At 33.3% G+C, this 18,793-nt stretch carries 31 protein-coding genes; 23 read left to right on the top strand and 8 right to left on the bottom strand.

Annotated features, from left to right (window positions below; translation table 11 throughout):
• Window positions 1-51: 51 nt before the first annotated feature.
• Both ORL93_RS05700 and ORL93_RS05695 read right to left on the bottom strand, forming a co-directional pair.
• On the bottom strand, window positions 52-864 hold the full coding sequence (locus ORL93_RS05700; protein WP_265958807.1) for a hypothetical protein: 813 nt from the start codon (window positions 862-864) through the stop codon (window positions 52-54).
• Window positions 865-889: 25 nt separating this feature from the next.
• Entirely contained in the window at window positions 890-1,717 is an 828-nt protein-coding gene (locus tag ORL93_RS05695; protein WP_265958806.1) for a hypothetical protein, read from the bottom strand.
• Here ORL93_RS05695 and ORL93_RS05690 point away from each other — a divergent pair.
• On the top strand, window positions 1,716-1,907 hold the full coding sequence (locus ORL93_RS05690) for a hypothetical protein (protein WP_255295718.1): 192 nt from the start codon (window positions 1,716-1,718) through the stop codon (window positions 1,905-1,907). The two genes, ORL93_RS05695 and ORL93_RS05690, sit on opposite strands and share 2 nt — an antisense overlap.
• A 7-nt stretch (window positions 1,908-1,914) precedes the next feature.
• Here the strand turns inward: ORL93_RS05690 and ORL93_RS05685 are convergent, their stop codons facing one another.
• Together ORL93_RS05685 and ORL93_RS05680 are read right to left on the bottom strand one after the other, a co-directional pair.
• On the bottom strand, window positions 1,915-2,343 hold the full coding sequence (locus ORL93_RS05685; protein ID WP_265958804.1) for an ImmA/IrrE family metallo-endopeptidase: 429 nt from the start codon (window positions 2,341-2,343) through the stop codon (window positions 1,915-1,917).
• 15 nt (window positions 2,344-2,358) lie between these two features.
• Entirely contained in the window at window positions 2,359-2,796 is a 438-nt protein-coding gene (locus ORL93_RS05680) for a helix-turn-helix domain-containing protein (RefSeq protein ID WP_098784290.1), read from the bottom strand.
• Between the two features lie 172 nt (window positions 2,797-2,968).
• On the opposite strand from ORL93_RS05680, the gene ORL93_RS05675 reads away from it, so the two are divergent.
• From ORL93_RS05675 to ORL93_RS05620, 12 genes are all read left to right on the top strand, one after another.
• A complete protein-coding gene (locus ORL93_RS05675; RefSeq protein WP_098784291.1) occupies window positions 2,969-3,160 on the top strand; it encodes a helix-turn-helix transcriptional regulator in 192 nt (63 codons plus the stop codon).
• Between the two features lie 34 nt (window positions 3,161-3,194).
• Window positions 3,195-3,443: a hypothetical protein gene (locus tag ORL93_RS05670; RefSeq protein WP_098784315.1), complete on the top strand. Its 249-nt coding sequence runs from the start codon at window positions 3,195-3,197 to the stop codon at window positions 3,441-3,443.
• A 91-nt stretch (window positions 3,444-3,534) separates the two neighbouring features.
• Window positions 3,535-4,122 (top strand): helix-turn-helix domain-containing protein, encoded by a 588-nt coding sequence (locus ORL93_RS05665; RefSeq protein WP_098784292.1) that lies wholly within the window; start codon window positions 3,535-3,537, stop codon window positions 4,120-4,122.
• A 14-nt stretch (window positions 4,123-4,136) separates the two neighbouring features.
• Window positions 4,137-4,358, top strand: coding sequence for an RNA polymerase subunit sigma (locus tag ORL93_RS05660; RefSeq protein ID WP_098784293.1), 222 nt, complete (start codon window positions 4,137-4,139; stop codon window positions 4,356-4,358).
• A 170-nt stretch (window positions 4,359-4,528) separates the two neighbouring features.
• Window positions 4,529-4,813, top strand: coding sequence for a hypothetical protein (locus tag ORL93_RS05655; protein WP_040118944.1), 285 nt, complete (start codon window positions 4,529-4,531; stop codon window positions 4,811-4,813).
• 103 nt (window positions 4,814-4,916) lie between these two features.
• Window positions 4,917-5,054 (top strand): hypothetical protein, encoded by a 138-nt coding sequence (locus ORL93_RS05650; RefSeq protein ID WP_179864875.1) that lies wholly within the window; start codon window positions 4,917-4,919, stop codon window positions 5,052-5,054.
• Between the two features lie 39 nt (window positions 5,055-5,093).
• Window positions 5,094-6,020, top strand: a complete 927-nt coding sequence (locus ORL93_RS05645) for a DnaD domain-containing protein (RefSeq protein ID WP_265958801.1) — start codon at window positions 5,094-5,096, stop codon at window positions 6,018-6,020.
• On the top strand, window positions 6,017-7,339 hold the full coding sequence (gene dnaB / locus ORL93_RS05640) for a replicative DNA helicase (RefSeq protein ID WP_265958800.1): 1,323 nt from the start codon (window positions 6,017-6,019) through the stop codon (window positions 7,337-7,339). Before ORL93_RS05645 ends, dnaB begins: the two co-directional genes overlap by 4 nt.
• Window positions 7,339-7,527, top strand: a complete 189-nt coding sequence (locus tag ORL93_RS05635; RefSeq protein ID WP_098100898.1) for a hypothetical protein — start codon at window positions 7,339-7,341, stop codon at window positions 7,525-7,527. Before dnaB ends, ORL93_RS05635 begins: the two co-directional genes overlap by 1 nt.
• Complete coding sequence (locus ORL93_RS05630) at window positions 7,502-7,786, top strand: hypothetical protein (RefSeq protein WP_265958799.1); 285 nt, start codon at window positions 7,502-7,504, stop codon at window positions 7,784-7,786. The genes ORL93_RS05635 and ORL93_RS05630 overlap by 26 nt, the downstream gene beginning before the upstream one ends.
• Window positions 7,761-8,123, top strand: coding sequence for a cell division protein SepF (locus tag ORL93_RS05625; protein ID WP_265958895.1), 363 nt, complete (start codon window positions 7,761-7,763; stop codon window positions 8,121-8,123). The genes ORL93_RS05630 and ORL93_RS05625 overlap by 26 nt, the downstream gene beginning before the upstream one ends.
• Window positions 8,124-8,199: 76 nt before the next feature.
• A complete protein-coding gene (locus ORL93_RS05620) occupies window positions 8,200-8,391 on the top strand; it encodes a DUF3954 domain-containing protein (RefSeq protein WP_003199563.1) in 192 nt (63 codons plus the stop codon).
• Window positions 8,392-8,443: 52 nt separating this feature from the next.
• Here ORL93_RS05620 and ORL93_RS05615 read toward each other — a convergent pair whose 3' ends face one another.
• The 3 genes from ORL93_RS05615 to ORL93_RS05605 all read right to left on the bottom strand — a co-directional run bounded on the left by ORL93_RS05615 (window position 8,444) and on the right by ORL93_RS05605 (window position 10,624).
• Window positions 8,444-8,917, bottom strand: coding sequence for a CDI toxin immunity protein (locus tag ORL93_RS05615; protein ID WP_003208136.1), 474 nt, complete (start codon window positions 8,915-8,917; stop codon window positions 8,444-8,446).
• A 156-nt stretch (window positions 8,918-9,073) separates the two neighbouring features.
• The gene (locus ORL93_RS05610) at window positions 9,074-9,268 is read right to left on the bottom strand and encodes a hypothetical protein (protein WP_003208133.1); all 195 of its coding nucleotides are present in this window, start codon (window positions 9,266-9,268) and stop codon (window positions 9,074-9,076) included.
• An 840-nt stretch (window positions 9,269-10,108) separates the two neighbouring features.
• The gene (locus ORL93_RS05605) at window positions 10,109-10,624 is read right to left on the bottom strand and encodes a hypothetical protein (protein WP_265958798.1); all 516 of its coding nucleotides are present in this window, start codon (window positions 10,622-10,624) and stop codon (window positions 10,109-10,111) included.
• Window positions 10,625-11,989: 1,365 nt separating this feature from the next.
• On the opposite strand from ORL93_RS05605, the gene ORL93_RS05600 reads away from it, so the two are divergent.
• From ORL93_RS05600 to ORL93_RS05590, 3 genes are all read left to right on the top strand, one after another.
• Window positions 11,990-12,460 (top strand): ArpU family phage packaging/lysis transcriptional regulator, encoded by a 471-nt coding sequence (locus ORL93_RS05600; RefSeq protein ID WP_265958797.1) that lies wholly within the window; start codon window positions 11,990-11,992, stop codon window positions 12,458-12,460.
• The gene (locus ORL93_RS05595; protein ID WP_265958796.1) at window positions 12,457-12,999 is read left to right on the top strand and encodes a site-specific integrase; all 543 of its coding nucleotides are present in this window, start codon (window positions 12,457-12,459) and stop codon (window positions 12,997-12,999) included. The genes ORL93_RS05600 and ORL93_RS05595 overlap by 4 nt, the downstream gene beginning before the upstream one ends.
• Before the next feature lie 142 nt (window positions 13,000-13,141).
• On the top strand, window positions 13,142-13,309 hold the full coding sequence (locus ORL93_RS05590; RefSeq protein WP_265958795.1) for a hypothetical protein: 168 nt from the start codon (window positions 13,142-13,144) through the stop codon (window positions 13,307-13,309).
• Between the two features lie 63 nt (window positions 13,310-13,372).
• Here the strand turns inward: ORL93_RS05590 and ORL93_RS05585 are convergent, their stop codons facing one another.
• On the bottom strand, window positions 13,373-13,678 hold the full coding sequence (locus ORL93_RS05585; RefSeq protein WP_265958794.1) for a WGxxGxxG family protein: 306 nt from the start codon (window positions 13,676-13,678) through the stop codon (window positions 13,373-13,375).
• A 345-nt stretch (window positions 13,679-14,023) separates the two neighbouring features.
• Between ORL93_RS05585 and ORL93_RS05580 the strand changes: the two genes are divergently transcribed.
• From ORL93_RS05580 to ORL93_RS05550, 7 genes are all read left to right on the top strand, one after another.
• Window positions 14,024-14,539, top strand: a complete 516-nt coding sequence (locus ORL93_RS05580) for a DUF3231 family protein (RefSeq protein ID WP_018780953.1) — start codon at window positions 14,024-14,026, stop codon at window positions 14,537-14,539.
• 637 nt (window positions 14,540-15,176) lie between these two features.
• Entirely contained in the window at window positions 15,177-15,365 is a 189-nt protein-coding gene (locus tag ORL93_RS05575; RefSeq protein WP_231398641.1) for a hypothetical protein, read from the top strand.
• A gap of 208 nt (window positions 15,366-15,573) precedes the next feature.
• Window positions 15,574-15,816 carry a hypothetical protein gene (locus tag ORL93_RS05570; protein WP_033796356.1) on the top strand — a complete coding sequence of 81 codons (243 nt, stop codon included), beginning with the start codon at window positions 15,574-15,576 and terminating at the stop codon, window positions 15,814-15,816.
• The gene (locus tag ORL93_RS05565; protein WP_018780955.1) at window positions 15,816-16,124 is read left to right on the top strand and encodes an HNH endonuclease; all 309 of its coding nucleotides are present in this window, start codon (window positions 15,816-15,818) and stop codon (window positions 16,122-16,124) included. Before ORL93_RS05570 ends, ORL93_RS05565 begins: the two co-directional genes overlap by 1 nt.
• A 2-nt stretch (window positions 16,125-16,126) precedes the next feature.
• Window positions 16,127-16,441 (top strand): hypothetical protein, encoded by a 315-nt coding sequence (locus ORL93_RS05560; protein WP_033796355.1) that lies wholly within the window; start codon window positions 16,127-16,129, stop codon window positions 16,439-16,441.
• A gap of 189 nt (window positions 16,442-16,630) precedes the next feature.
• Window positions 16,631-17,152: a P27 family phage terminase small subunit gene (locus ORL93_RS05555; protein ID WP_265958791.1), complete on the top strand. Its 522-nt coding sequence runs from the start codon at window positions 16,631-16,633 to the stop codon at window positions 17,150-17,152.
• Window positions 17,136-18,788, top strand: coding sequence for a terminase TerL endonuclease subunit (locus tag ORL93_RS05550; protein WP_265958790.1), 1,653 nt, complete (start codon window positions 17,136-17,138; stop codon window positions 18,786-18,788). Before ORL93_RS05555 ends, ORL93_RS05550 begins: the two co-directional genes overlap by 17 nt.
• Window positions 18,789-18,793: the final 5 nt, after the last annotated feature.

Below are 18,793 nucleotides of genomic sequence, written 5' to 3'. Positions count from 1 at the left end.
TAACGGTATAAGAAAAGCTCCTGGATAGGAGCTCTATTGCTATGTTAATGATTAATTTAAAGTAAAGCGTTCGTGTATTTTATACTCCAGGTATATTTCTGAAGAAAAATCACATACATAAAAATGATCTTGAAGCTTTTTATCAGCTTGAATGCATAGAGTTCTTTTATCATCAATTATATGTATATGGATTAATGGTACACTGGCTTGAATATCGTTTAATTGTTCTTTAGTTATTTCTGTTGTTTGGTATTTAGGGCGAGATAATCTGTGAATTTTCATTAATGAGTTAGTATGTAAGAAAATTAACATAATGAATAATATTACAATTATAGAATATAATTGTGAGTCTTTTGAATCTAGTACAATACCACTAAAACAAAATGACCAAAAGATTCCCCCGCTTAAAACTTGTAAAACGGATAAGAATGTTAAATAATTGATTAATTTTCTAATTCTTATAATTTTATTAGGATTACATTTTCTTAACTTTTTATAAATTACCGTACTAAAAATAGGATAAATAATAATTAAAATAACTAAGGAAGTTAAGAGAAAGAAACGCAATATATCTTTGTTATGCATTAATGTATTATAAGAATTAAAATGGAAAGTTGCACTTATAATACCATACGTATAACACATCAATAATGCTCCAACAAAAAAGTTAGAAAGGTCTATTTTTTTTTGTTGCGTGCTGTCAAGAAAGAGACGGTCTACATGAGTGGTTGTTGCCACTAAGAAGAATTGTCTAAACGTAAAAACAGCTGAACCGAATAATATAGTCAGTGATAAATTTATTAATAAATTAACAGCTGGAAGAGCTTTGAAAAAATCAGTATTATTTAATAAATTTATATCCATGTTCTCGTTTCCTTCCTTTTTTATTTTAGTAGGTCGTAACGAATTTCTCAAAGAAATCCTTACGTTTTTTCTTATCATATACGTATGGATTATTAAACTTTTTACTCCAAGACTGATCTTCAACTTTTAAATCTTCAATTTTAAATCCAAGATATGAATTCAAAGATTTTCTATCCAAACTAGTACTATATGTTTTCCCGTCGAATGGAAGAGTCATTTTTACGGTATTTAAATTAGGGAATTGTCTTAGTAATCTAGCAGGTTCACTTACAAACATTTTCTCAATAGCATCTCCAGTTGAAAAATATTGTTTATATTGTTCTTCTGTATTTGTACTAGTAGGATTAGCAGATTTATAAGATACAAATGAATCATGGAATGCAATTTCAGCTTCATTATTGTTAAGCTTCATATCTTTAATAAAGTTTCCGCCTCTGATGTTTTGAGCATAGGATACAAACTCTTTTTGCTTTTCTTCAGCTTTCTTTTGTTCTTCAGCTTTTTGTTTCTCTTCGGTTTTAAGCTTTTCTTCAGCTTTCTTTTGTTCTTCAGCTTTTTGTTTCTCTTCGGTTTTAAGCTTTTCTTCAGCTTCCTTTTGTTCTTCAGCTTTTTGTTTCTCTTCGGCTTTAAGCTTTTCTTCAGCTTCCTTTTGTTCTTTAGTTTTTTGTTTCTCTTCGGTTTTTTGTTTTTTCTCAGCTTCCTTTTGTTCTTTAGTTTTTTGTTTCTCTTCGGTTTTTTGTTTTTTCTCAGCTTCTTTTAGTTCTTTAGTTTTTTGCTTTTCTTCAGCTTTTTGCTTTTCTTCAGCTTGCTGTTTAGCAAGAATCTCTTGTTTTTCTTGTGGTGTCATATTCATGTTAACTACAATTAGCGAAATGATAGATAAAGCAAAGGTTATACCAGTAAACTTGAAATATTTCGAAGTGTTCGTTTTCTTTTTAAAACGAAATACTAATGATGTGATTAATAAAACGAATGTAGCAATAATCGCTATTACGAATAAAAATGAGAAAAAGATTTTCATCTATGTAACTCCTAACCTATAAATTTATATTAATACGTTTTTAAACGAGCAAATCCTCTTGGAATCCCATGGATTTCCGCAACCTCTTGAATAGATAGATTGGTATTTTTATATTCAGAAACTATTTCATCAGTAAGTAATAATTCCACAGCAAATGTATTTGCCTCAATTTCTAAGCGATCCACGGAAAAGAAAGTTTGGTTACGCAAGAAAGGAGTATTTGCTTTAGGGTGAAGTAATGCATGTCCTAATTCATGAGCACAAACAAATCGTTGAGTTGTTTCTTCAATTTGATTATTAATATGAATGAATTTGAATCGTTTATAAGTGTTGTAAAAACCGAGGGTATTCCCTAAATCCTCGTACAACACATAAATATTTTTTTGCCTGGCAATTTCAAATGGATTGGTTGTTCCGTATTTTTTCGCGATGTTTAGTACATATTCTTTGATGCCCATTTAAATTAGCCTCATTCAATCCTGTTTGTATTTGTTTGGAGTGAATTTTTGCTTTGCCAGTTGTTTTGCCATTCGCATTGAGTTTTCAAGAGAGATACGAATCATTTCTTTTGTATGCTCGTCTATTGGTTCTCCGTCAAACATTAACGCTTCATCACTGTTTTCTAGTTGTTCCAATGTTTTTTCTAAGTCTTTAGCGATATCACGCTTTTCTTTTTCTGATAAATTAGGGATTGGATTAGAGAATAATTCTTTCTTTTCAGTTCTACCTAATAAATAATCGGTTGATACTTCAAAGAAATCAGCAATTTTTTTTAAAGTATCATAATCCGGTTCACGCTGACCTTGCTCATAATTAGCTAATTTCCCTCTTGAAAAGCCCAATCTTTCAGCAAGTTCATATTGACTTAGTTTTTGTTGTTTCCTAAGTTCTGAAATCTTTTTTCCAAGCATATTTTTTCCTTCTTTCTAAATAAGAATAGGAGCTTTTTTTCTTAATTATAGAAACGTTTAGTTTCTAAATCCATAAAGGAAACGAAAAGTTTCTAATAAATATTGACAGAAACATTTCGTTTCTATATATTAGGGGTACAAAGAAACAAAATGTTTCTAAGGGGGTGAACCGGTGGACAAAGCAAGAAATAAAATGATTGATTTTAGAAATGGTCAATCGAGAATAGATATCGCAAAGATGTTGGAAATTACTCCTCAAATGTTAGGGGCAATTGAACGAGGTGATAGGACACCTTCATTAGAATTAGCTAAGAAAATAGCTGATTTTTATAAAACCACAATAGATGATCTTTTTTTTAATTAAAAAGGAAACGAAATGTTTCTGGAAAGGTGGGAAAATGTCAATGGGTCAAATGGCAGTACCAGTAAATCAGCGGCATACACATATAAAAAGCACTTCAAGAGGTGACACCATGAGCCAACAAGAAGAATATGCAGCGAATTATGAATTTGGAAAAACGAAAGTCTATGTTGTGGCTCCTGAACCTAAATCGCAAAAGGAAGTTGATAAAATCCTTCAAGCATATTACGAGGCTGGTTGGGCCATCATCAAAGAAATGCAAGTGAAAGAAAACGTTGAGGAATAGCTCCTCTCTTTTTACTTAAAAAATAGACAAGTTATGTATTCTATATATTTTATTGTAATCCTTTGAAAACTGAATACGGAGGCGAACAAATATGGGAACAAGTATATATTGCAATTCATCAGTAGGAATATTATTACGTAATGCGAGAGAACGTTGTGAAAATGCACATTATCGAACAAAGAAAGGTCTAGCGGAGTACCTCGGCATTACTTACGAACGTTTAAAAAATATTGAATCTGGTTTTTCTAAAGTGCCTTTTGAATTAGCGATGGATTGGTGTGATGCAACGGAAGCACCGATAAACAAACAAGCAATTAAACATATTTATGGTGTAGGGTTACCACCTACAGATCCACGTTTAACAAGCGATGTAAACTTGCAGCTTATGAATTACATCAAGCAAGCCGAAGAGGGAATTGCGGCAGCAAAGGAAATTATGAATTTGCAAGTTACAACACGTTCATGGAAGTTGGATGAAAAGAAGAAACATGAATATGCAGTTCACGCGAAAGAAATATTCGATATGATCCAAGCGACTCAATGTGTAGTACAAGCTTTAACACAAGTTCATTCCGACATTATGGATCAAATACAAAGAAGTTGGTTACAAAAAGCGATGTCAGAAAATGTCATTATTCGTTCGGTAGATAGTTTAATAAATATAACAAAAGCGTTGTAAGGGAGGGAATACATATGACAGTAGATTATAAAAATCCTAACTTAAATGATTACAAGAATTTAATTCGTTACGATGCACAGTTAAACGGTGAAATAACAATAGCTAAAACATTTAATGATGTAAAAAAATTAGAAGAATTACAACAAGAGAAGAAGTTAGTGGAAATTCGTATAAAAATTATTGAAGCGTCATTCACGTTAAAACATAAATGGGTAAAAGAAAAAGCTACCGCCTAGGAAACAGTAGCTCTGAAAAAAATATGATAAAGCAATTATAACATTTTATTATTTGTTTGGACAAGCCACTGTGCTTGTCGTTATGACTAGAAAGACCCCCTTTAAAGATATCCCTTTCTGGTTGTAACGATGCGTACAGCATCAATATACATGGAAAAGAGGTGAAAACCATGCCAACTGAATACAATAGTCTTCATGATCTTGTTCTTCTAGGGGACTTTGCATTTGCAAATGAACTTCATGATTGCATGAATACATGCATTTACAACATGTTTAACGCTAAATCTCATGAAGAAGCAAATTATTGGGAAGAAGAGCTTAATCGATGTGTAAAAGAGTTTAAGATGCTTCGTGAAGAAAAGGAAGAACATGAAGTATCTAAAAGCTATCGTGTGATTATTAAAGGGCTTCACTCTAAAGGTATTAATGTTTCACTGGTAAGTCGTAGGAAATAAAAAAATCTATCACTTTGCCGAGTGATAGAAGAAAAGGTCTTTTTTAATTTAAGTTGGGTTAATTATAACAAATCGTAGTTGGTATAACAATGGAGGGTGCTAGATGCTTTTAGACAAAACACTACATAAAGTATTGCTGAATCCTAAATTGCTTCAGCAATCGACATCAGAACAGCACCTTGTTTATTTAGTAAAGCAATATCTTAAAAAGGTTATAAAAATTATCGCTTATTACGTATAGAGGACGGATTTGCGATATGTAAACGGGAGGATGAATAACATGGCAGTTTATAGACCAGTACAAGTTTCATTTTGGCAGGATGCAAAAGTTATTGAGGAGATGACTCCAGAAGATAAATTATTCAATCTGTATCTTCTTACAAACCCATGTACTACACAAATTGGTGTATATCAAATTACAAAGAAACAAATGGCTTTTGATTTAGGATACTCCATGGAAAGTATTAATGCACTCTTAGATCGTTTTGAAAATCATCATAAATTGGTTAAATACAATCCAGAAACACGAGAACTAGCAATTATCAATTGGGGTAAATATAACCTTAATAGAGGCGGTAAACCAATTGAAGATTGTGTTCGCAAAGAACTTGATGGAGTAACAGATATTAGTCTTATTAGCTTAGTAACTCCAAAAGTTAAAAATGATAAAATTCGTGCTATTTTCGAAGAGTTTCTTGCTGTTAACGATACGTGCCACGATACGTCCACGATAAGTGGGGAAAAAGAAGAAGAAAAAGAAAAAGAAGAACAACAACAAGAAGAACGTGCGAATGCGGAAGAGGTTGTTGTTAATCCAATTTCTTTTTACGAACAAAACTTCGGATTCATTACACCTTTTATCGCAGAAGGCATTAACGCATGGGTAGATGACTTAAATGCAGAGTTAGTTGTTAAGGCAATGGAGATTGCTTTAGAAAAAAATACTAGAAACATGTCTTACGTAAATACGATTTTACGAGATTGGCATCTTAAAGGCTTGAAAACAGTAGGTGATGTTGAGGCAGCTGATAAAGCATTTCGTGATAAACGAACAGCACAAGCAAAGCAACAACCTGTATATCAATCGGCAGCTATGTCTGAATCTACTAAGCAAGTGTTACAGCAGCAGGAATCATGGAAACAAAACATTCCTACAGACGAGGAACTTGCAGCACTTAACCAACAGAATGGGTGGATGATGCAATGAGTAACGAAATCATTCGCAATGTAGAAGCCGAACAAAGTGTTTTAGGTAGCATCATCATCGAAGGGGATTTGATAAAAGATTGTCAGTTAAAACAAAAACAGTTTTCTCTTCCAACACATCAAGCCATTTTTAAAGCGATGAGAGAACTTGAATATGTTGAAAGTCCTATAGATCTTGTGACTGTAGTTGAAAAATTAGATAGTTTTATAAATCAAATTGGTGGCATTCAGTTTTTAGTTAATTTAGCTGAGGGCGTTTCAACAACAAAAAACTTTTCGTATCACGAGGGTCTTGTGATAGAAGCATGGAAAATGCGACATGCTCAAGAGGTTGCTGGTGATTTATATAAGCGTCTTCGGAAAGACAAAGATATTAGTGCAATCAGCAATACAATTGATGAATTAAATGCGATAGAGGAAACAGGTTATTCAGGTGAGTTTGATTTAAAGGGAACGCTTGTTGATCTATATAAGAAAATGCAAATCGATGTTGGTGATTTAACAGGCATCGATACAGGATACAGCGACTTGAATCGAATGACTTCTGGATTACAAGCAGGAGATTTAATCATCGTTGGTGCACGTCCAGCAATGGGTAAAACAGCATTTGTACTGAACGTTGCTTATCATGCGGCAAGCTCGGATACAGCAGTTGGAATCTTTTCTTTAGAGATGGGAGAAGAACAATTGCTCAAGCGAATGATTTCTAGTGCTGGTAATGTTGATGCAACCAAAATGAAAAATCCTAAGAAGCTTTGCAATATCAAAGATTGGGAAAATATTAGTCAAGCGATGGGGCTGATAAATAATTTACCGTTGGAAATATACGATAAAGCAAATGTAACAATGCAAGAAATTTATGCAAAGACCAGAAAACTAAAACGTAAACATCCAGATAAAAAGGTATTAATAGCGATTGATTATTTACAGCTTATTGTTGGTGATCCAAAGCATCGAGGAAATCGTATGCAAGAGATTGGTGAGATTAGTCGTAAGTTGAAATTGATGGCCAGGGAATTAGATGTATGTGTAGTTGCTTTATCACAATTAAGTCGTGCTGTTGAGAGCAGACAAGATAAACGTCCTCTGTTATCTGATTTACGTGAGACAGGGCAAATTGAGCAAGATGCTGACTTGATTGCATTTTTATATCGTGAAGATTATTACGATGCAGAAGCGGCGAATAAAAACATAACTGAAATTATTTTGGCCAAGCAGAGAAATGGGCCTGTCGGTACAGTAGAGCTGGCATTCATTAAAGAGTTTAGTAAGTTTGTTAACTTAGAACGTAAATTTAATGAGCAGCAGGAGGCCAGATGATGTTATTACGACGGGAAGTTGAAAGAAGAAAATTGTTTATTATTCGTAAATTACTAGATTTAGGATTATCTGAAATAAACGGACAAACATTAGACCAATTAACGTTAACGCAGCTTGAAGGGATTTTAGCAGCAAGCTTGCAAGTGCTGGAGGGAACAAAAAATGATTCTAACAAGAAATTGGCGTAATGGAGATACGATTCATCTCAAACGTAAAAAATTTAAAGATATCCTACATGCCGTACAAGATTTAGAAAAAAGAAGATACTCATGTGTTCATCCGATTAGATCGTTAGTGCAGCGGCAGAGAGAATTCATTCATAAGCGAACGAACGGAAAGATTAGCACAGCTAATTATAGCTTTAAACAAACGGATGCTGATACTTGCTATGTTGTGATGATGAGAAAAGAAAAGAGTGAAGATTATGAAGCAGCTAACGATTTTTGATGTTGAGCCTGTTGTTTCATTTGATCTTAATAAAGCGAATATTCATCGATTGAATTCAAAATTACGTTTTGCTGATGTAGTTGTGCAAATACCTCGTCAAGCCAAAGCAATTAATGAATTGAAACCAACGACAGCACCAGACGATCGTTATGAATTATTTGAAGAGTACGCAATTGGGGTTTGGCGTTATAAACGAGCGGAGGATAAACAATTTGAGTGGGAAGAAGCGGAAGAAATGTGTAGGCGAGCAAGGGATAGTAAAAAGCCAATTTCGATACGGCTTCACTTATCTGTTGAGCAACCGTTCATTCCAGAGAATGTTGTGCAATACTTATAGGCAAATAAAAAAGCCGGGATCACTCCCGACATAATTATTCGACAAAGTAATTATAACACAAATAGGAGTGGTTCCAGTGGCAATTATTAAGGAAAATATTGCAGAAATGAAGGCTGAAATTTCATTAGTAGAAAATATGATTTATGTTGTGAAAGATGGACAAGTTCATCCAATAGAGCCACCCACAAGTGGTCACGGGGAACAGTCCTTTGTATATAAAAGTGGAAAAGTAACTCGTATGGATGAACGGAAGACGCAGTTGATTTAATACCAAATTTGAATTTTGTAGAAAAGCAGAATAAGGAAAGATGAGTAGATTATTAGCGAAATCCAACCCTAATCATTTCTTCATCCTCTATTTCAATTACGAATCTATATTCTTTATCTAATAACCAGTAATAAAAACTGACTGCATCAACGTCAGCTAGTGATTGGAATACATTATCAAGATTTGTACCTACTACAGGGATTTCATAGTTATCCCATAGTATAAAAATCTGTTCATTAAAATCTAGTTTGTGTGCTCTAATAAGGGAAATTAGTCGTTCTTTGTTTGGAACTACTAATTGATTGTCTATCTGTTCCCAATCTATTTTTCCAGAGACAGTTATAGGAAATGATTTTATTAAATTAGTAGCAATCTGCTGGCTTTTTCCCTGAGAGAAAATTAAAGTTTCGTCTCCTAGGGATTCAAGACATTCATTAAACAAAGGATTTGTATTATTCCTGTTTTTTGTTTTCAGTGCTCTTAACTTTTGTTGCATTTGCCATCGTCTTGAGGATCTATCATTCATTTTATCAATCCTTCTACAATTAATTAAGAATCAGTATAGCATATAGAAACAGTACTTAGGAAAGGAATTTTTTAAATTATGAACTAAACAAAAGCGTTATTTTATATTGAAAAATACCTTGCAATTAAGGGGATTTGGGTAACCCTCTATGGGGAGCTATTCTTTAGATAATGGGATTCTTACAGCTTCAAGTCTTTCGTATTCGATAGGACAATGAATAGGAAGTATGATGGACTCTAAAGTTTCGTTTGCTAGAGATTGTTTGAAAATTACTTCACCAGAAGGAGAGAAAAATGTAAATTGGATTTTCGTGTCAGGAGGAATTATTAATTTTGGTGATTTATTTTCCATGTTAATCAACTCCTAAAGTATTTGATTTTCTAAGAATTCCAAAGCGCATTCGATAAATATATATATGAATGCCTTTTCGAGAGCATTACTTTAGTAAATTGAGAAACTTAATAAAATAGTTATTTTGTAGCAAATAAAAAAGAGCACACATATAAATGTGCTCTTAGAAAAATAGGTTCTTATGAGAGAGGGTCTCCATACAATATCATATGCTTGTCTTATTTAAAGGTTCAAAAAATCAGCAAAAATGCTATTTGATATCTGACTTGTATATGTAAAAAGGGCATCTTTTTAAGATGCTCCTAGAAAGAGGGTTCTAATGCCTAATAGGTTTTCACTTATTTTTATATGTATACGTTGGTGTCGCTGTAAGCGTGAAAATTAAATAATTGAAATCACAATATGTATACGCAAAAAGAGCACTGGTATGCAGTGCTCTTCAAAAGATAGGTATCAAAGAACACTGAGCCAAAGTGCTCTTTGAATCAATGGGTAGTATAAGATAAGATATGCTAATCTCAAGAAAGTGTTAACAAAATTATTAAAAACCCTCTATAAAAGTAGGGCGTATGAGTGAATATGCCTCATTTCCATAAGTCACAGCTATGGTATAAACGAGATTTGAAATGTTATACAGGAATGAAAAGGATGAATAATAAAAAATTCATTTTGGTATTTAGACTTTTGTATCAGAAAAGAGCACTATATAAAAGTGCTCTTACAAGAACTGTATTGCTGTTTATTTGATACTAAAAATAACTAACAAAAAGAAGTTGAAGTTTACTTACTGTTATATAAGATACGGAAAATTTACTGCTTCTTGGATTATTAGGAATGCACTTATTGAAATTGTTGTTGGCCGCCCATTTGTTGCCCTTGTTGGCCGCCCATTTGCAAACCTTGTTGGCCACCTATTTGTTGCCCTTGTTGGCCGCCCGTTTGTAAACCTTGTTGACCACCCATTTGTTGCCCTTGTTGGCTGCTCATTTGGTCAACTTGTGTCTGAGCTTGAGAAATAGCTTGATTGATTTGGCCTAATGTTTGATTAGCTTGCAGGTATTGTAAGCCTTGATTTAACGTTTGAATAGCTTGTTGAATAGTTTGCTGTAATTGTTGATCAGCTTGTTGCATTTGTTGTTGGGATTGTTGACTAAACTGTTGAAGTTGTTGCATCAGTTGATTAGCTTGTTGTAATCCTTGTGGTTGTTGCCCTTGTTGTTGACTCTGAGATGCTTGAGATAAAGACTGTTGTAACTGTTGAATTTGATTTTTAAGACTAGTTAATTCTTGTGAAACTTCTAAGTCAGCAGCTTTACGTGCTACAGCTTCAACTTTTTTCTCTGTTCGTTTGTCCATTTTAAAATCCTCCTTTTGTACCCACATAGTAGTGAACAACATTTTTTATAATGTACAAATTTTTGCTTTTAATACTAAATAAAAAAATAAATTTAAATGTAGAGAATCGGGAAAAGAGACATAAAGATAAAGCTTTAATTGCAAATAGGACAAGCGAAATTGCTTGTCCCATGAGGGATAAAATAACTTAGGAAGATTTTAAAAGCACCAAAATGACTCGTATTGGTAAATTGACTCATGGATAGTATGTGTGAACGGGAAAAGATTATACAAAAAAATAACAGACAACTTTTTTCAGTTGTCTGTTACTAAAGCCCTTGGATAACGGTGAAGAGTCCGTTAGAGAAATTATGGAAATGTCAATAACTCTTTAAAGAGTATGTGAAAAATCAGTATTAATTATACAAATTTGTTAATGAATTGGCAGACAACATTTGTTGTTGCCTGCCTGTGGGTCTCATGAGTTTGGGAGATTAACTAATCGCTTACTCATTGAAGGAAAGAGTGAAGCCGCTAGTTCGAACGGCTTATGGATAGTGTGTGCATCCTATTTGAAAATATGTAAAAAAGAAAATGTCTATTTAAAAAATCAAAAAGAGCACAAATATAGTGTGCTCATAGGAAGATAAGTTTTTATGGGAGAGGGTCTCTATACAATAACATATGTTTGTTTCATTTAAATGTGTCAAAAATCAACAAAAACGCTATTTGAAAAAAGGTTGGATTAACCAAAAAGAGCACTTTCGAATAGTGCTCTTTAGGGAGCTAGTTAACATTTGTATTTAGATTATTAATATATGTGTGTATCAGTTAAAGGTGAAAATAAAAATTGCATTTTAAATAAAAGAGCAGCTAGCAAAAGCTAACTGTTCGGCTCCAAGGTATCTCCAAAAGGGGGACGGAGAAAGAAATTTAAATGAGTTTTGGCATACAGCCTATCTACATTATTGACGGAATACTCGTTAAATAAACGTGAGGATATTTTTAATAGTAGTATTTTAAAACACTTTTAATTTAGGGCTGATTCCAAAAAAGTGAAACACTAACAAAATATAATGTTATTAAAAGAGCAGTTCCTATAAGAATTCCTATGAGAACACCTATAAAAATCTTTGTCCATAAATTCTTCATCAATAGACCTCCTTTATGAAGAATATTAACATCTATCCAGAAATTGAACAAAATAATCCTTTTAAAAATTACTAAGACGAAAGAAAATGATATAATAATAGAAATTAAATATTTAGTCCTACTGGAAGAACCAGCGGACATCAAACTATTAAGAGTAATAACAATATTGCTCTGTGGTTTGGTGTCCGCTTTTTTTATTTTCATTAATAAAATAGACAAGGAGTGTTTATATATATGACACAATTGACATTCTTACCAAAAATCGACCGTAAAGCAACACAATCTCGATTAGAAGAGGTTCTTGAAAACGTTCGTATTTATAGACAATTTGGGATGATTAGAAATGAAATGAAGGTTACAGCTTCAGGTGAGATAAGATATCACGGACCAACAAATGTAGTAGGGAAGCCAGCTGAAGATGTTGCTTTAGCGAATATAGGATTACGTATAAGAGAAGAAAGGTTAAAACGCCTATCTTTTCAGATCGACAAGGCATTAAGTAGGTTTAGTAAGAATCAAAGAGACATTATTATAAAACGTTATTTAGAAGATGAAGAAGTTTTTGATTATATGGTTTATAACGAGATTGGCATGAGTGAGCGCACATATAGACGTAATAAGTCTAATGCTTTTTATAAACTAGCTTTCGCTCTGAGATTAGAAGCATATGAGGTAGAAAAGCATTATGGAGGGGATGATCTATGAATTTTGTCCAACCTATTCGAGATCCAGAGCAAATACAACAAATTAAAGAATACTTAAAAGAGGAGAATATACGAAACTATATTCTATTTGTAATGGGAATTAATACCGGGCTACGTATTAGTGACATCCTCAAGCTTAAAATAGGTGATTTAAAAGGTAGTCATATTTCAATGAGAGAAAAGAAGACAGGAAAACAGAAACGTATTCAATTGACACCAGCATTAAAAAGAGAATTACGTTGGTATATCGAAGAAAGAGATGATAATGAGTACTTGATTAAGAGTCGCGAAGGAAAGAATAAACCAATCGGACGAAGTATGGCATATAAGATACTTAGAAGTACTGCAGCAGAGTTTGGGTTAGACGAAATAGGAACGCATACATTACGTAAGACATTCGGCTATCATATGTATATGCAAACGAAGAATATCGCATTGCTGATGGAGATATTTAACCATTCATCCGAAAGAGTTACATTAAGATACATAGGTGTTAACCAAGATGCAATGGATAAAGCTATGACCAGATTCAAAATATAGCAACATCCTTTTTATTTTTTTGTCTTTTATAGTTACCCATTTTTTATGTGTTGTGTAACTCAAAAAGGAAAGTGTTATGGAGCTATGGATATCAAGGGATTCAGCGATAGGGGCAGTTACACAAAATATAAGATATGGGTAAGTGAAGCGACGGTATAAAAAAGAAGCGTTGTTCGTTAAATGGACGTACCGCTCCATTATTACCATCAAGTTAAGAAATTCATTGTTTCCGATTAATGGTATCCGTTTTTATGTAATTATTATAGATTTTGAAAAAATAAAAAATCGCCTTATAAAAGGCGATTCATAGTTTATTCATTTTGCATTCTTTTGATAAATAAGTATCTTTTAAAGTTAAATGCAATGCTCTACATTAACGTGTTTCAGGTTCTTTTTCTTTTCTTCTAAGACCAAATAAACCTACTAGTCCTAATAAACCAAGCCACGCCCAATTATTATTATCATCACGATCATTATTTAAATCATTTGTTGTATTCACATTTCGAGTTCTAGTATCATAATTAACTCTATTCATGTTATTGTCATTAACTCGAGTTGTAATATCATTATTGTTAACTCTATTCATATTATTTCCATCGTATTCAGCATGGACACTTGTACCAAAAAACATAATAGTTAGTAATAGAGCACTTAAAATAGATGACAATTTTTTCTTCATAGTTTTCCCTCCTTTCATATTTAGTAATGTCTCCAGTTCCTTTAGACAATATTCGTTTAAGAATATATAAATTCATTTGAGTTAAAATTATGATAAATATCTTTAATTTCTATTATTAAAAGTACTGATAATAATGGATTATGTTAATTGAAATATATGTGTTATTTATATGAATAATTTTTTTGTAGCAGTACATTCTATAAGGTGTAATTACTATATATGGGTAAGGTGTGCCTTATGAGTTATAAGAACTTATTTTCTTTAACCCGGAACATGGTTGGGAAAATTTTTTCTATAGTAAGAGTTGTTATTAAAAGTTTAATTTCTTTAAGGAGGAATATTTTAATGGGTGTTTTAAGTGGAAATCCACAAAATGAACCAATGCACTACGGAGAAGTCTTTGGGATTTGGAGTTATCTTGCAGCGGCACAAGGTGCAATTGCTGGATATCAAGTTCTTATTAACCACACAGGAGACGAGGATTTAAAGAAATTTTTAGAAAATCTTGTAGAGAATGATATCCAATCAGAAGTTGAAGAATTAAAAAATTTATTAAAATTAAATGGTGTTGCATTACCACCAGCACCTCCAGAAAGACCAGTTGCATCTATTGAAACGATTCCTCCAGGTGCTCGTATTAATGATGCAGAAATTGCAGCTAAAGTTTCCATGGATCTTGCTGCTGGATTAGTAGCATGTAGCCAAGCAATGGGACAATCTCTTCGAGAAGATGTAGGAATGATGTTTGGTCAATTCCATATGAAAAAAGCACAAGCTGGAGCTATATTACTTCGTCTGAATAAGAAAAAAGGTTGGATTATTCCGCCTCCATTACATGTTCAACAATCAGAACAAGCATAACACCTTAATAGAAATCCAATTTATTCTTTATGGTTGTTGCAGTGGGCTTGTCTAGGGAAATAAAGGTTATTGGCGAATTAAAATAAGTGGCAGAGTCGTGACCGCTTTTTGGCCGTAAATGTGCCGGTTGTTTTAGAATCACCATGTTATATTTGTATTGTGAGAAGTGGCGGAAAACACTTCTCACAAGGATACCTTTATAATTCTAAACGGCTTCATATTGACGGCATAATTTAAAATCCGTAACCAGCTTTAATGGTATTGATTGAATGATCTCGTTAATATAGGAGGGCTTTTTGCTCTTCTCTCAGGAACTTGATACTGTGTAGATGCAGTTGTGCAAACAACATTGGCTTCTTGAGAAAAGAATAAAACTTCATTTACCGTATTTAAATTACAAATTAATAAGTAGTGATATAGCATCCATTCGGGTGCTTTTCTTTGTTATATAGAAATTACACATTAAACTAGTGAACATTTGAATGAGACAAGCATATACTACTTGTACCTCATTAACTTTAGTAGCCTTGACTTTCGTTAATGGGATTCTCGTAATCCCTTAAAAGGAGCGCTCGCGGAAACGGGTGCTCTTTTTATTATATAAAGCGGATAGTTTTAACAGGAAGGAAGATAAATGATGGACGAAATACAACGATTTATTGCTAACAATACACATCAACTTGGATATATTATGGAAGAAGCTAGCAGGAAGTGGAAAGAGCAAGACCCTAAAGGCGCCTTGACAGTGGGACCATGTAAAGGAGTTATAGATTCTTATGGTAGTTATTATGATCTTTTAGAAAAGTTAGCATGCCTTCAAGAATGAAAGAACATTAAGCATAATGATTAAACCAATATCAATTATCCTAGGCGCTGCCGTTATCGGTTTAGCGTCATATTCTATTGTGAGGAAGTGATGGGGTGTTTTGGTTAGGAGGTCTTATGGGATACTTCATAGGTACACTTGTTACTTTATTAGTAGTATATTTTGGTTATCGCATTGGTGAGGATAAAGAAGGTTAAGGGGTGAAGGAATGAACATTAATATTGAATCACTTAGAGAAGCCTTTAACAAGTTAGCGTATGAATTATATAAAGTAATCTCTCAGTTGTTTTCTAGCTACTGGGAACAAATTAAAGAACTTTCAGCAAAGTATATGGAGTATAAGTTGGAACGTCCAGAGCGTCCAGTATATGGATACGTTAAACATAAAGTAATAAGATCACAGGTTATGTATCGTAAGCCTATCTGTGTACGAGCAAGGATGGTGTGCTAATGATTGACTATATTAAACTCATAAGAGAAGGAAAACTTATGAAGTTCTACAAGTCTAAAGAGTGGAGAGAGCTAAGGCTTAAAGCTTTAAAGCGAGATAACTATGAATGTCAGATGTGTAAGTCAAAAGGTAAATACAAACCTGCTGAGAATGTGCATCATCTTAAAGAAGTAAAGACGCATCCACATTTAGCATTAGACTTGGATAACTTACAATGTTTATGCATTCGATGTCATAATGAAGTACATGATCGGTTAGATAAGATTGAGAAGAAAAAACCTAAGTTCTTGAATGAGGAACGGTGGTAGCTATGATTATTGTGGATGGTAGTTGGACATTCGATACTGACTTAATGATTCAATATGCTGATACTGATAAGGAAGAACGAACTTCATATGAACGTGACATGTTGAATCAGTTTAGAAAGTATTCTTACTGGCGTTACTGTCAGATAAGAGACTGTGTTAATCCAAGGAAGTGCAAACGACTTAAACTTATTGATGTAAGAGAAAGATCGCAAGATGAAGAGAAATTAAAATTTACTATAGATATTCTAAAGATTTCTAGTGAAGAAGTCTTTTTTATTTTAGATTTTATCGAAACATACTTTGAATTAGTTTCCTAAAACCCCCCCGGTCAAAAATTTTAGCTTTTTTTCTGGGGAACCATTCAACGGGGAGGGGACGTCGGAAAAAATATTTTTTGATTTTCTCACGTGAGGGGGAGGGGTGCACACAAAATACAGGGTGCATCCTTTTTAAATTCGTTTAAAACCGCCTCAAATTCGATGTATGGAAAGAGGTGGTGAATATGGATGAATAATAATGCGACACCTCAAGAAGTCGCTCACAGTGACTATTTAAGCGGTATGAAGTATAAGGACATTGCAGAAAAATATGCTGTTTCTATTAATACCGTAAAGTCATGGAAAAAGAGATATGGGTGGCAAAGAGAGGGTGCACACAAAGTTCAAAAGGTTGCACCTAAAAAAACAAGGGTGCACACAAAACCAAAGCCGAAAATAAACAAGCTAAAAGAGACTATCAAACAGGATTTAATGAACAAATTAGAAGAAAACGGAACATTTGGCGCACATTATACTGATTTAGTATCTGACTATATGGCACTTTGGGACATTAAAAACAATCTCATTCTTGATATAGAAGAAAGGGGTGTTGTTGTTGATTGGTCGAATGGAAAGCAAAGGGGCAAAAAGAAAAATGAAAGTATTAGTGAACTAAATAAAACGAATGCTCAAATGCTTAAACTTTTAGCAGAACTAGGATTGAAAGCAACAGAAGTAGATAAGGATGATGATGATGACGAAGACGTATAATTATCACCCCTACATTGATGATTACATGAGAATGGTTGAAAATGGAGAAATTCAAGCTTGTAAAGAACAAAAACAGCTTATGGAATTTCTACGATGGAAATTAGATCAACCAAACGTTGTAATAGATGCAGAAGCAATTGAAAAATCAGTGAGTGTTCCAGCACCTTATTTTCCTTTTCAATTATTCCCTTGGCAGAAGTTTTGCAATGCATTTATATTTGGCGTTCGTTATGATGATGGTCGATTGATGTTTGATCGCTTTTTTAATTTATTAGGGCGTGGTGCTGGTAAGAATGGTTGGATGGGTTATGATGGTTTTTTTATGCTGACATCACATCATGGAATACCAAACTACGATATTGATATTGTTGCAACATCAGAAGATCAAGCAAAAACCTCATTCGAAGATGTTTACAATGTTTTAGATGATCTAAAACATAAGAAAAAAATGAAGAAGAATTTTTATAAGTCTCAAACATTGATTCAACATAAACGTACAAAATCAAAAATGAACTACAATACATCAAATGCTAGAACAAAAGATGGTAAGCGTTCTGGTATTGTTATTTTCGATGAGATACATGAATATGACAATTACAAGAATATAAAGGTATTTACTTCTGGTCTTGGTAAAAAGAAAGATCCACGTATTTTCTATATTTCTACAGATGGTTATGTTCGTGGTGGTGTTCTTGATGATTTAAAAGAAGAAGCAAGAGCAGTATTAAATAAAGAGTTGCCAGATTCCACATTATTTCCGTTCATTTGTAAATTAGATGATCCGTCAGAAGTAGATAATGAAGAAATGTGGGAAAAAGCGAATCCATCATACCGATATAATCCATCTTTACAACAAAAAATGCGTCAAGAATACTACGATATGCAGAAAAACAGTTCATTACGTATTGAATTTATGACAAAACGAATGAATTCACCAGTTGAAGATTCTAGAAAAGAGGTTGCAACCTATGAAGATAGATTAGCAACAGATCAACCTTTTCCAGAGAATCTAAAGGGTATTGATGCAGTAGGCGGTATTGATTTTGCAGATGTTCGAGACTTTTGTTCTGTTGGTTTGTTATTTAAACATGATGGGAAAAGATATTGGATACAGCACACTTTCATTCATCATATGGCTTTAAAATTGCAAGATATCAACCCCGATATTATTGAAATTGCAAAAGAAAAAGGTTTATGTACGATTGTTTATGATAAATCCATTGATGCAGATCGTGTTGTAAATTGGTATTTAGAACAAGCAAAAATATTTAATATCAAGAAGGTCGCTTGTGATAGTTTCCGTGCTTCCATCTTAGAGGAGAAATTCAAGGAAACGGGGATTCCTTTAGAAATTGTGAGAAGAGGCCCGATTACACATGCAAAATTAGCACCATTAATTGATGAGATGTTTATTAAACAATTAATTGTGTTTGGTGATGATCCGTTAATGCGTTGGTATGTAGGGAATGTTTATGTAGATGAAAAAGGAAATGGCAACAAAGAGTATTGCAAGATTGATAAAGAGAAACGGAAAACAGATGGTTTCTTTGCTTTTACTCATGCTTTAACACAAGATAGTGAATTAACAGAAGCAAAACCATTTTCTGTTGATGCATTTAAGGTAAGAACTTACTAGAAAGG

This window comes from Bacillus sp. DHT2, assembly GCF_026241455.1.
Taxonomy (GTDB): domain Bacteria; phylum Bacillota; class Bacilli; order Bacillales; family Bacillaceae_G; genus Bacillus_A; species Bacillus_A pseudomycoides.
Note: the sequence above shows the minus strand (reverse complement) of the source record. Positions and strands in the feature narration are given on the sequence as shown.

Coding starts and splice junctions, on each gene's coding strand:
- ORL93_RS05585 (WP_265958794.1), bottom strand. CDS start 13,678: ATGAAGAAAAAATTGTCATCTATTTTAAGTGCTCTATTACTAACTATT.
- ORL93_RS05600 (WP_265958797.1), top strand. CDS start 11,990: ATGACACAATTGACATTCTTACCAAAAATCGACCGTAAAGCAACACAA.
- ORL93_RS05575 (WP_231398641.1), top strand. CDS start 15,177: ATGGACGAAATACAACGATTTATTGCTAACAATACACATCAACTTGGA.
- ORL93_RS05700 (WP_265958807.1), bottom strand. CDS start 864: ATGGATATAAATTTATTAAATAATACTGATTTTTTCAAAGCTCTTCCA.
- ORL93_RS05615 (WP_003208136.1), bottom strand. CDS start 8,917: ATGAATGATAGATCCTCAAGACGATGGCAAATGCAACAAAAGTTAAGA.
- dnaB (WP_265958800.1), top strand. CDS start 6,017: ATGAGTAACGAAATCATTCGCAATGTAGAAGCCGAACAAAGTGTTTTA.
- ORL93_RS05665 (WP_098784292.1), top strand. CDS start 3,535: ATGGGAACAAGTATATATTGCAATTCATCAGTAGGAATATTATTACGT.
- ORL93_RS05570 (WP_033796356.1), top strand. CDS start 15,574: ATGAACATTAATATTGAATCACTTAGAGAAGCCTTTAACAAGTTAGCG.
- ORL93_RS05560 (WP_033796355.1), top strand. CDS start 16,127: ATGATTATTGTGGATGGTAGTTGGACATTCGATACTGACTTAATGATT.
- ORL93_RS05680 (WP_098784290.1), bottom strand. CDS start 2,796: ATGCTTGGAAAAAAGATTTCAGAACTTAGGAAACAACAAAAACTAAGT.
- ORL93_RS05645 (WP_265958801.1), top strand. CDS start 5,094: ATGGCAGTTTATAGACCAGTACAAGTTTCATTTTGGCAGGATGCAAAA.
- ORL93_RS05655 (WP_040118944.1), top strand. CDS start 4,529: ATGCCAACTGAATACAATAGTCTTCATGATCTTGTTCTTCTAGGGGAC.
- ORL93_RS05635 (WP_098100898.1), top strand. CDS start 7,339: ATGTTATTACGACGGGAAGTTGAAAGAAGAAAATTGTTTATTATTCGT.
- ORL93_RS05630 (WP_265958799.1), top strand. CDS start 7,502: ATGATTCTAACAAGAAATTGGCGTAATGGAGATACGATTCATCTCAAA.
- ORL93_RS05595 (WP_265958796.1), top strand. CDS start 12,457: ATGAATTTTGTCCAACCTATTCGAGATCCAGAGCAAATACAACAAATT.
- ORL93_RS05660 (WP_098784293.1), top strand. CDS start 4,137: ATGACAGTAGATTATAAAAATCCTAACTTAAATGATTACAAGAATTTA.
- ORL93_RS05695 (WP_265958806.1), bottom strand. CDS start 1,717: ATGAATATGACACCACAAGAAAAACAAGAGATTCTTGCTAAACAGCAA.
- ORL93_RS05610 (WP_003208133.1), bottom strand. CDS start 9,268: ATGGAAAATAAATCACCAAAATTAATAATTCCTCCTGACACGAAAATC.
- ORL93_RS05565 (WP_018780955.1), top strand. CDS start 15,816: ATGATTGACTATATTAAACTCATAAGAGAAGGAAAACTTATGAAGTTC.
- ORL93_RS05555 (WP_265958791.1), top strand. CDS start 16,631: ATGAATAATAATGCGACACCTCAAGAAGTCGCTCACAGTGACTATTTA.
- ORL93_RS05670 (WP_098784315.1), top strand. CDS start 3,195: ATGTCAATGGGTCAAATGGCAGTACCAGTAAATCAGCGGCATACACAT.
- ORL93_RS05580 (WP_018780953.1), top strand. CDS start 14,024: ATGGGTGTTTTAAGTGGAAATCCACAAAATGAACCAATGCACTACGGA.
- ORL93_RS05690 (WP_255295718.1), top strand. CDS start 1,716: ATGTTAACTACAATTAGCGAAATGATAGATAAAGCAAAGGTTATACCA.
- ORL93_RS05685 (WP_265958804.1), bottom strand. CDS start 2,343: ATGGGCATCAAAGAATATGTACTAAACATCGCGAAAAAATACGGAACA.
- ORL93_RS05650 (WP_179864875.1), top strand. CDS start 4,917: ATGCTTTTAGACAAAACACTACATAAAGTATTGCTGAATCCTAAATTG.
- ORL93_RS05605 (WP_265958798.1), bottom strand. CDS start 10,624: ATGGACAAACGAACAGAGAAAAAAGTTGAAGCTGTAGCACGTAAAGCT.
- ORL93_RS05550 (WP_265958790.1), top strand. CDS start 17,136: ATGACGAAGACGTATAATTATCACCCCTACATTGATGATTACATGAGA.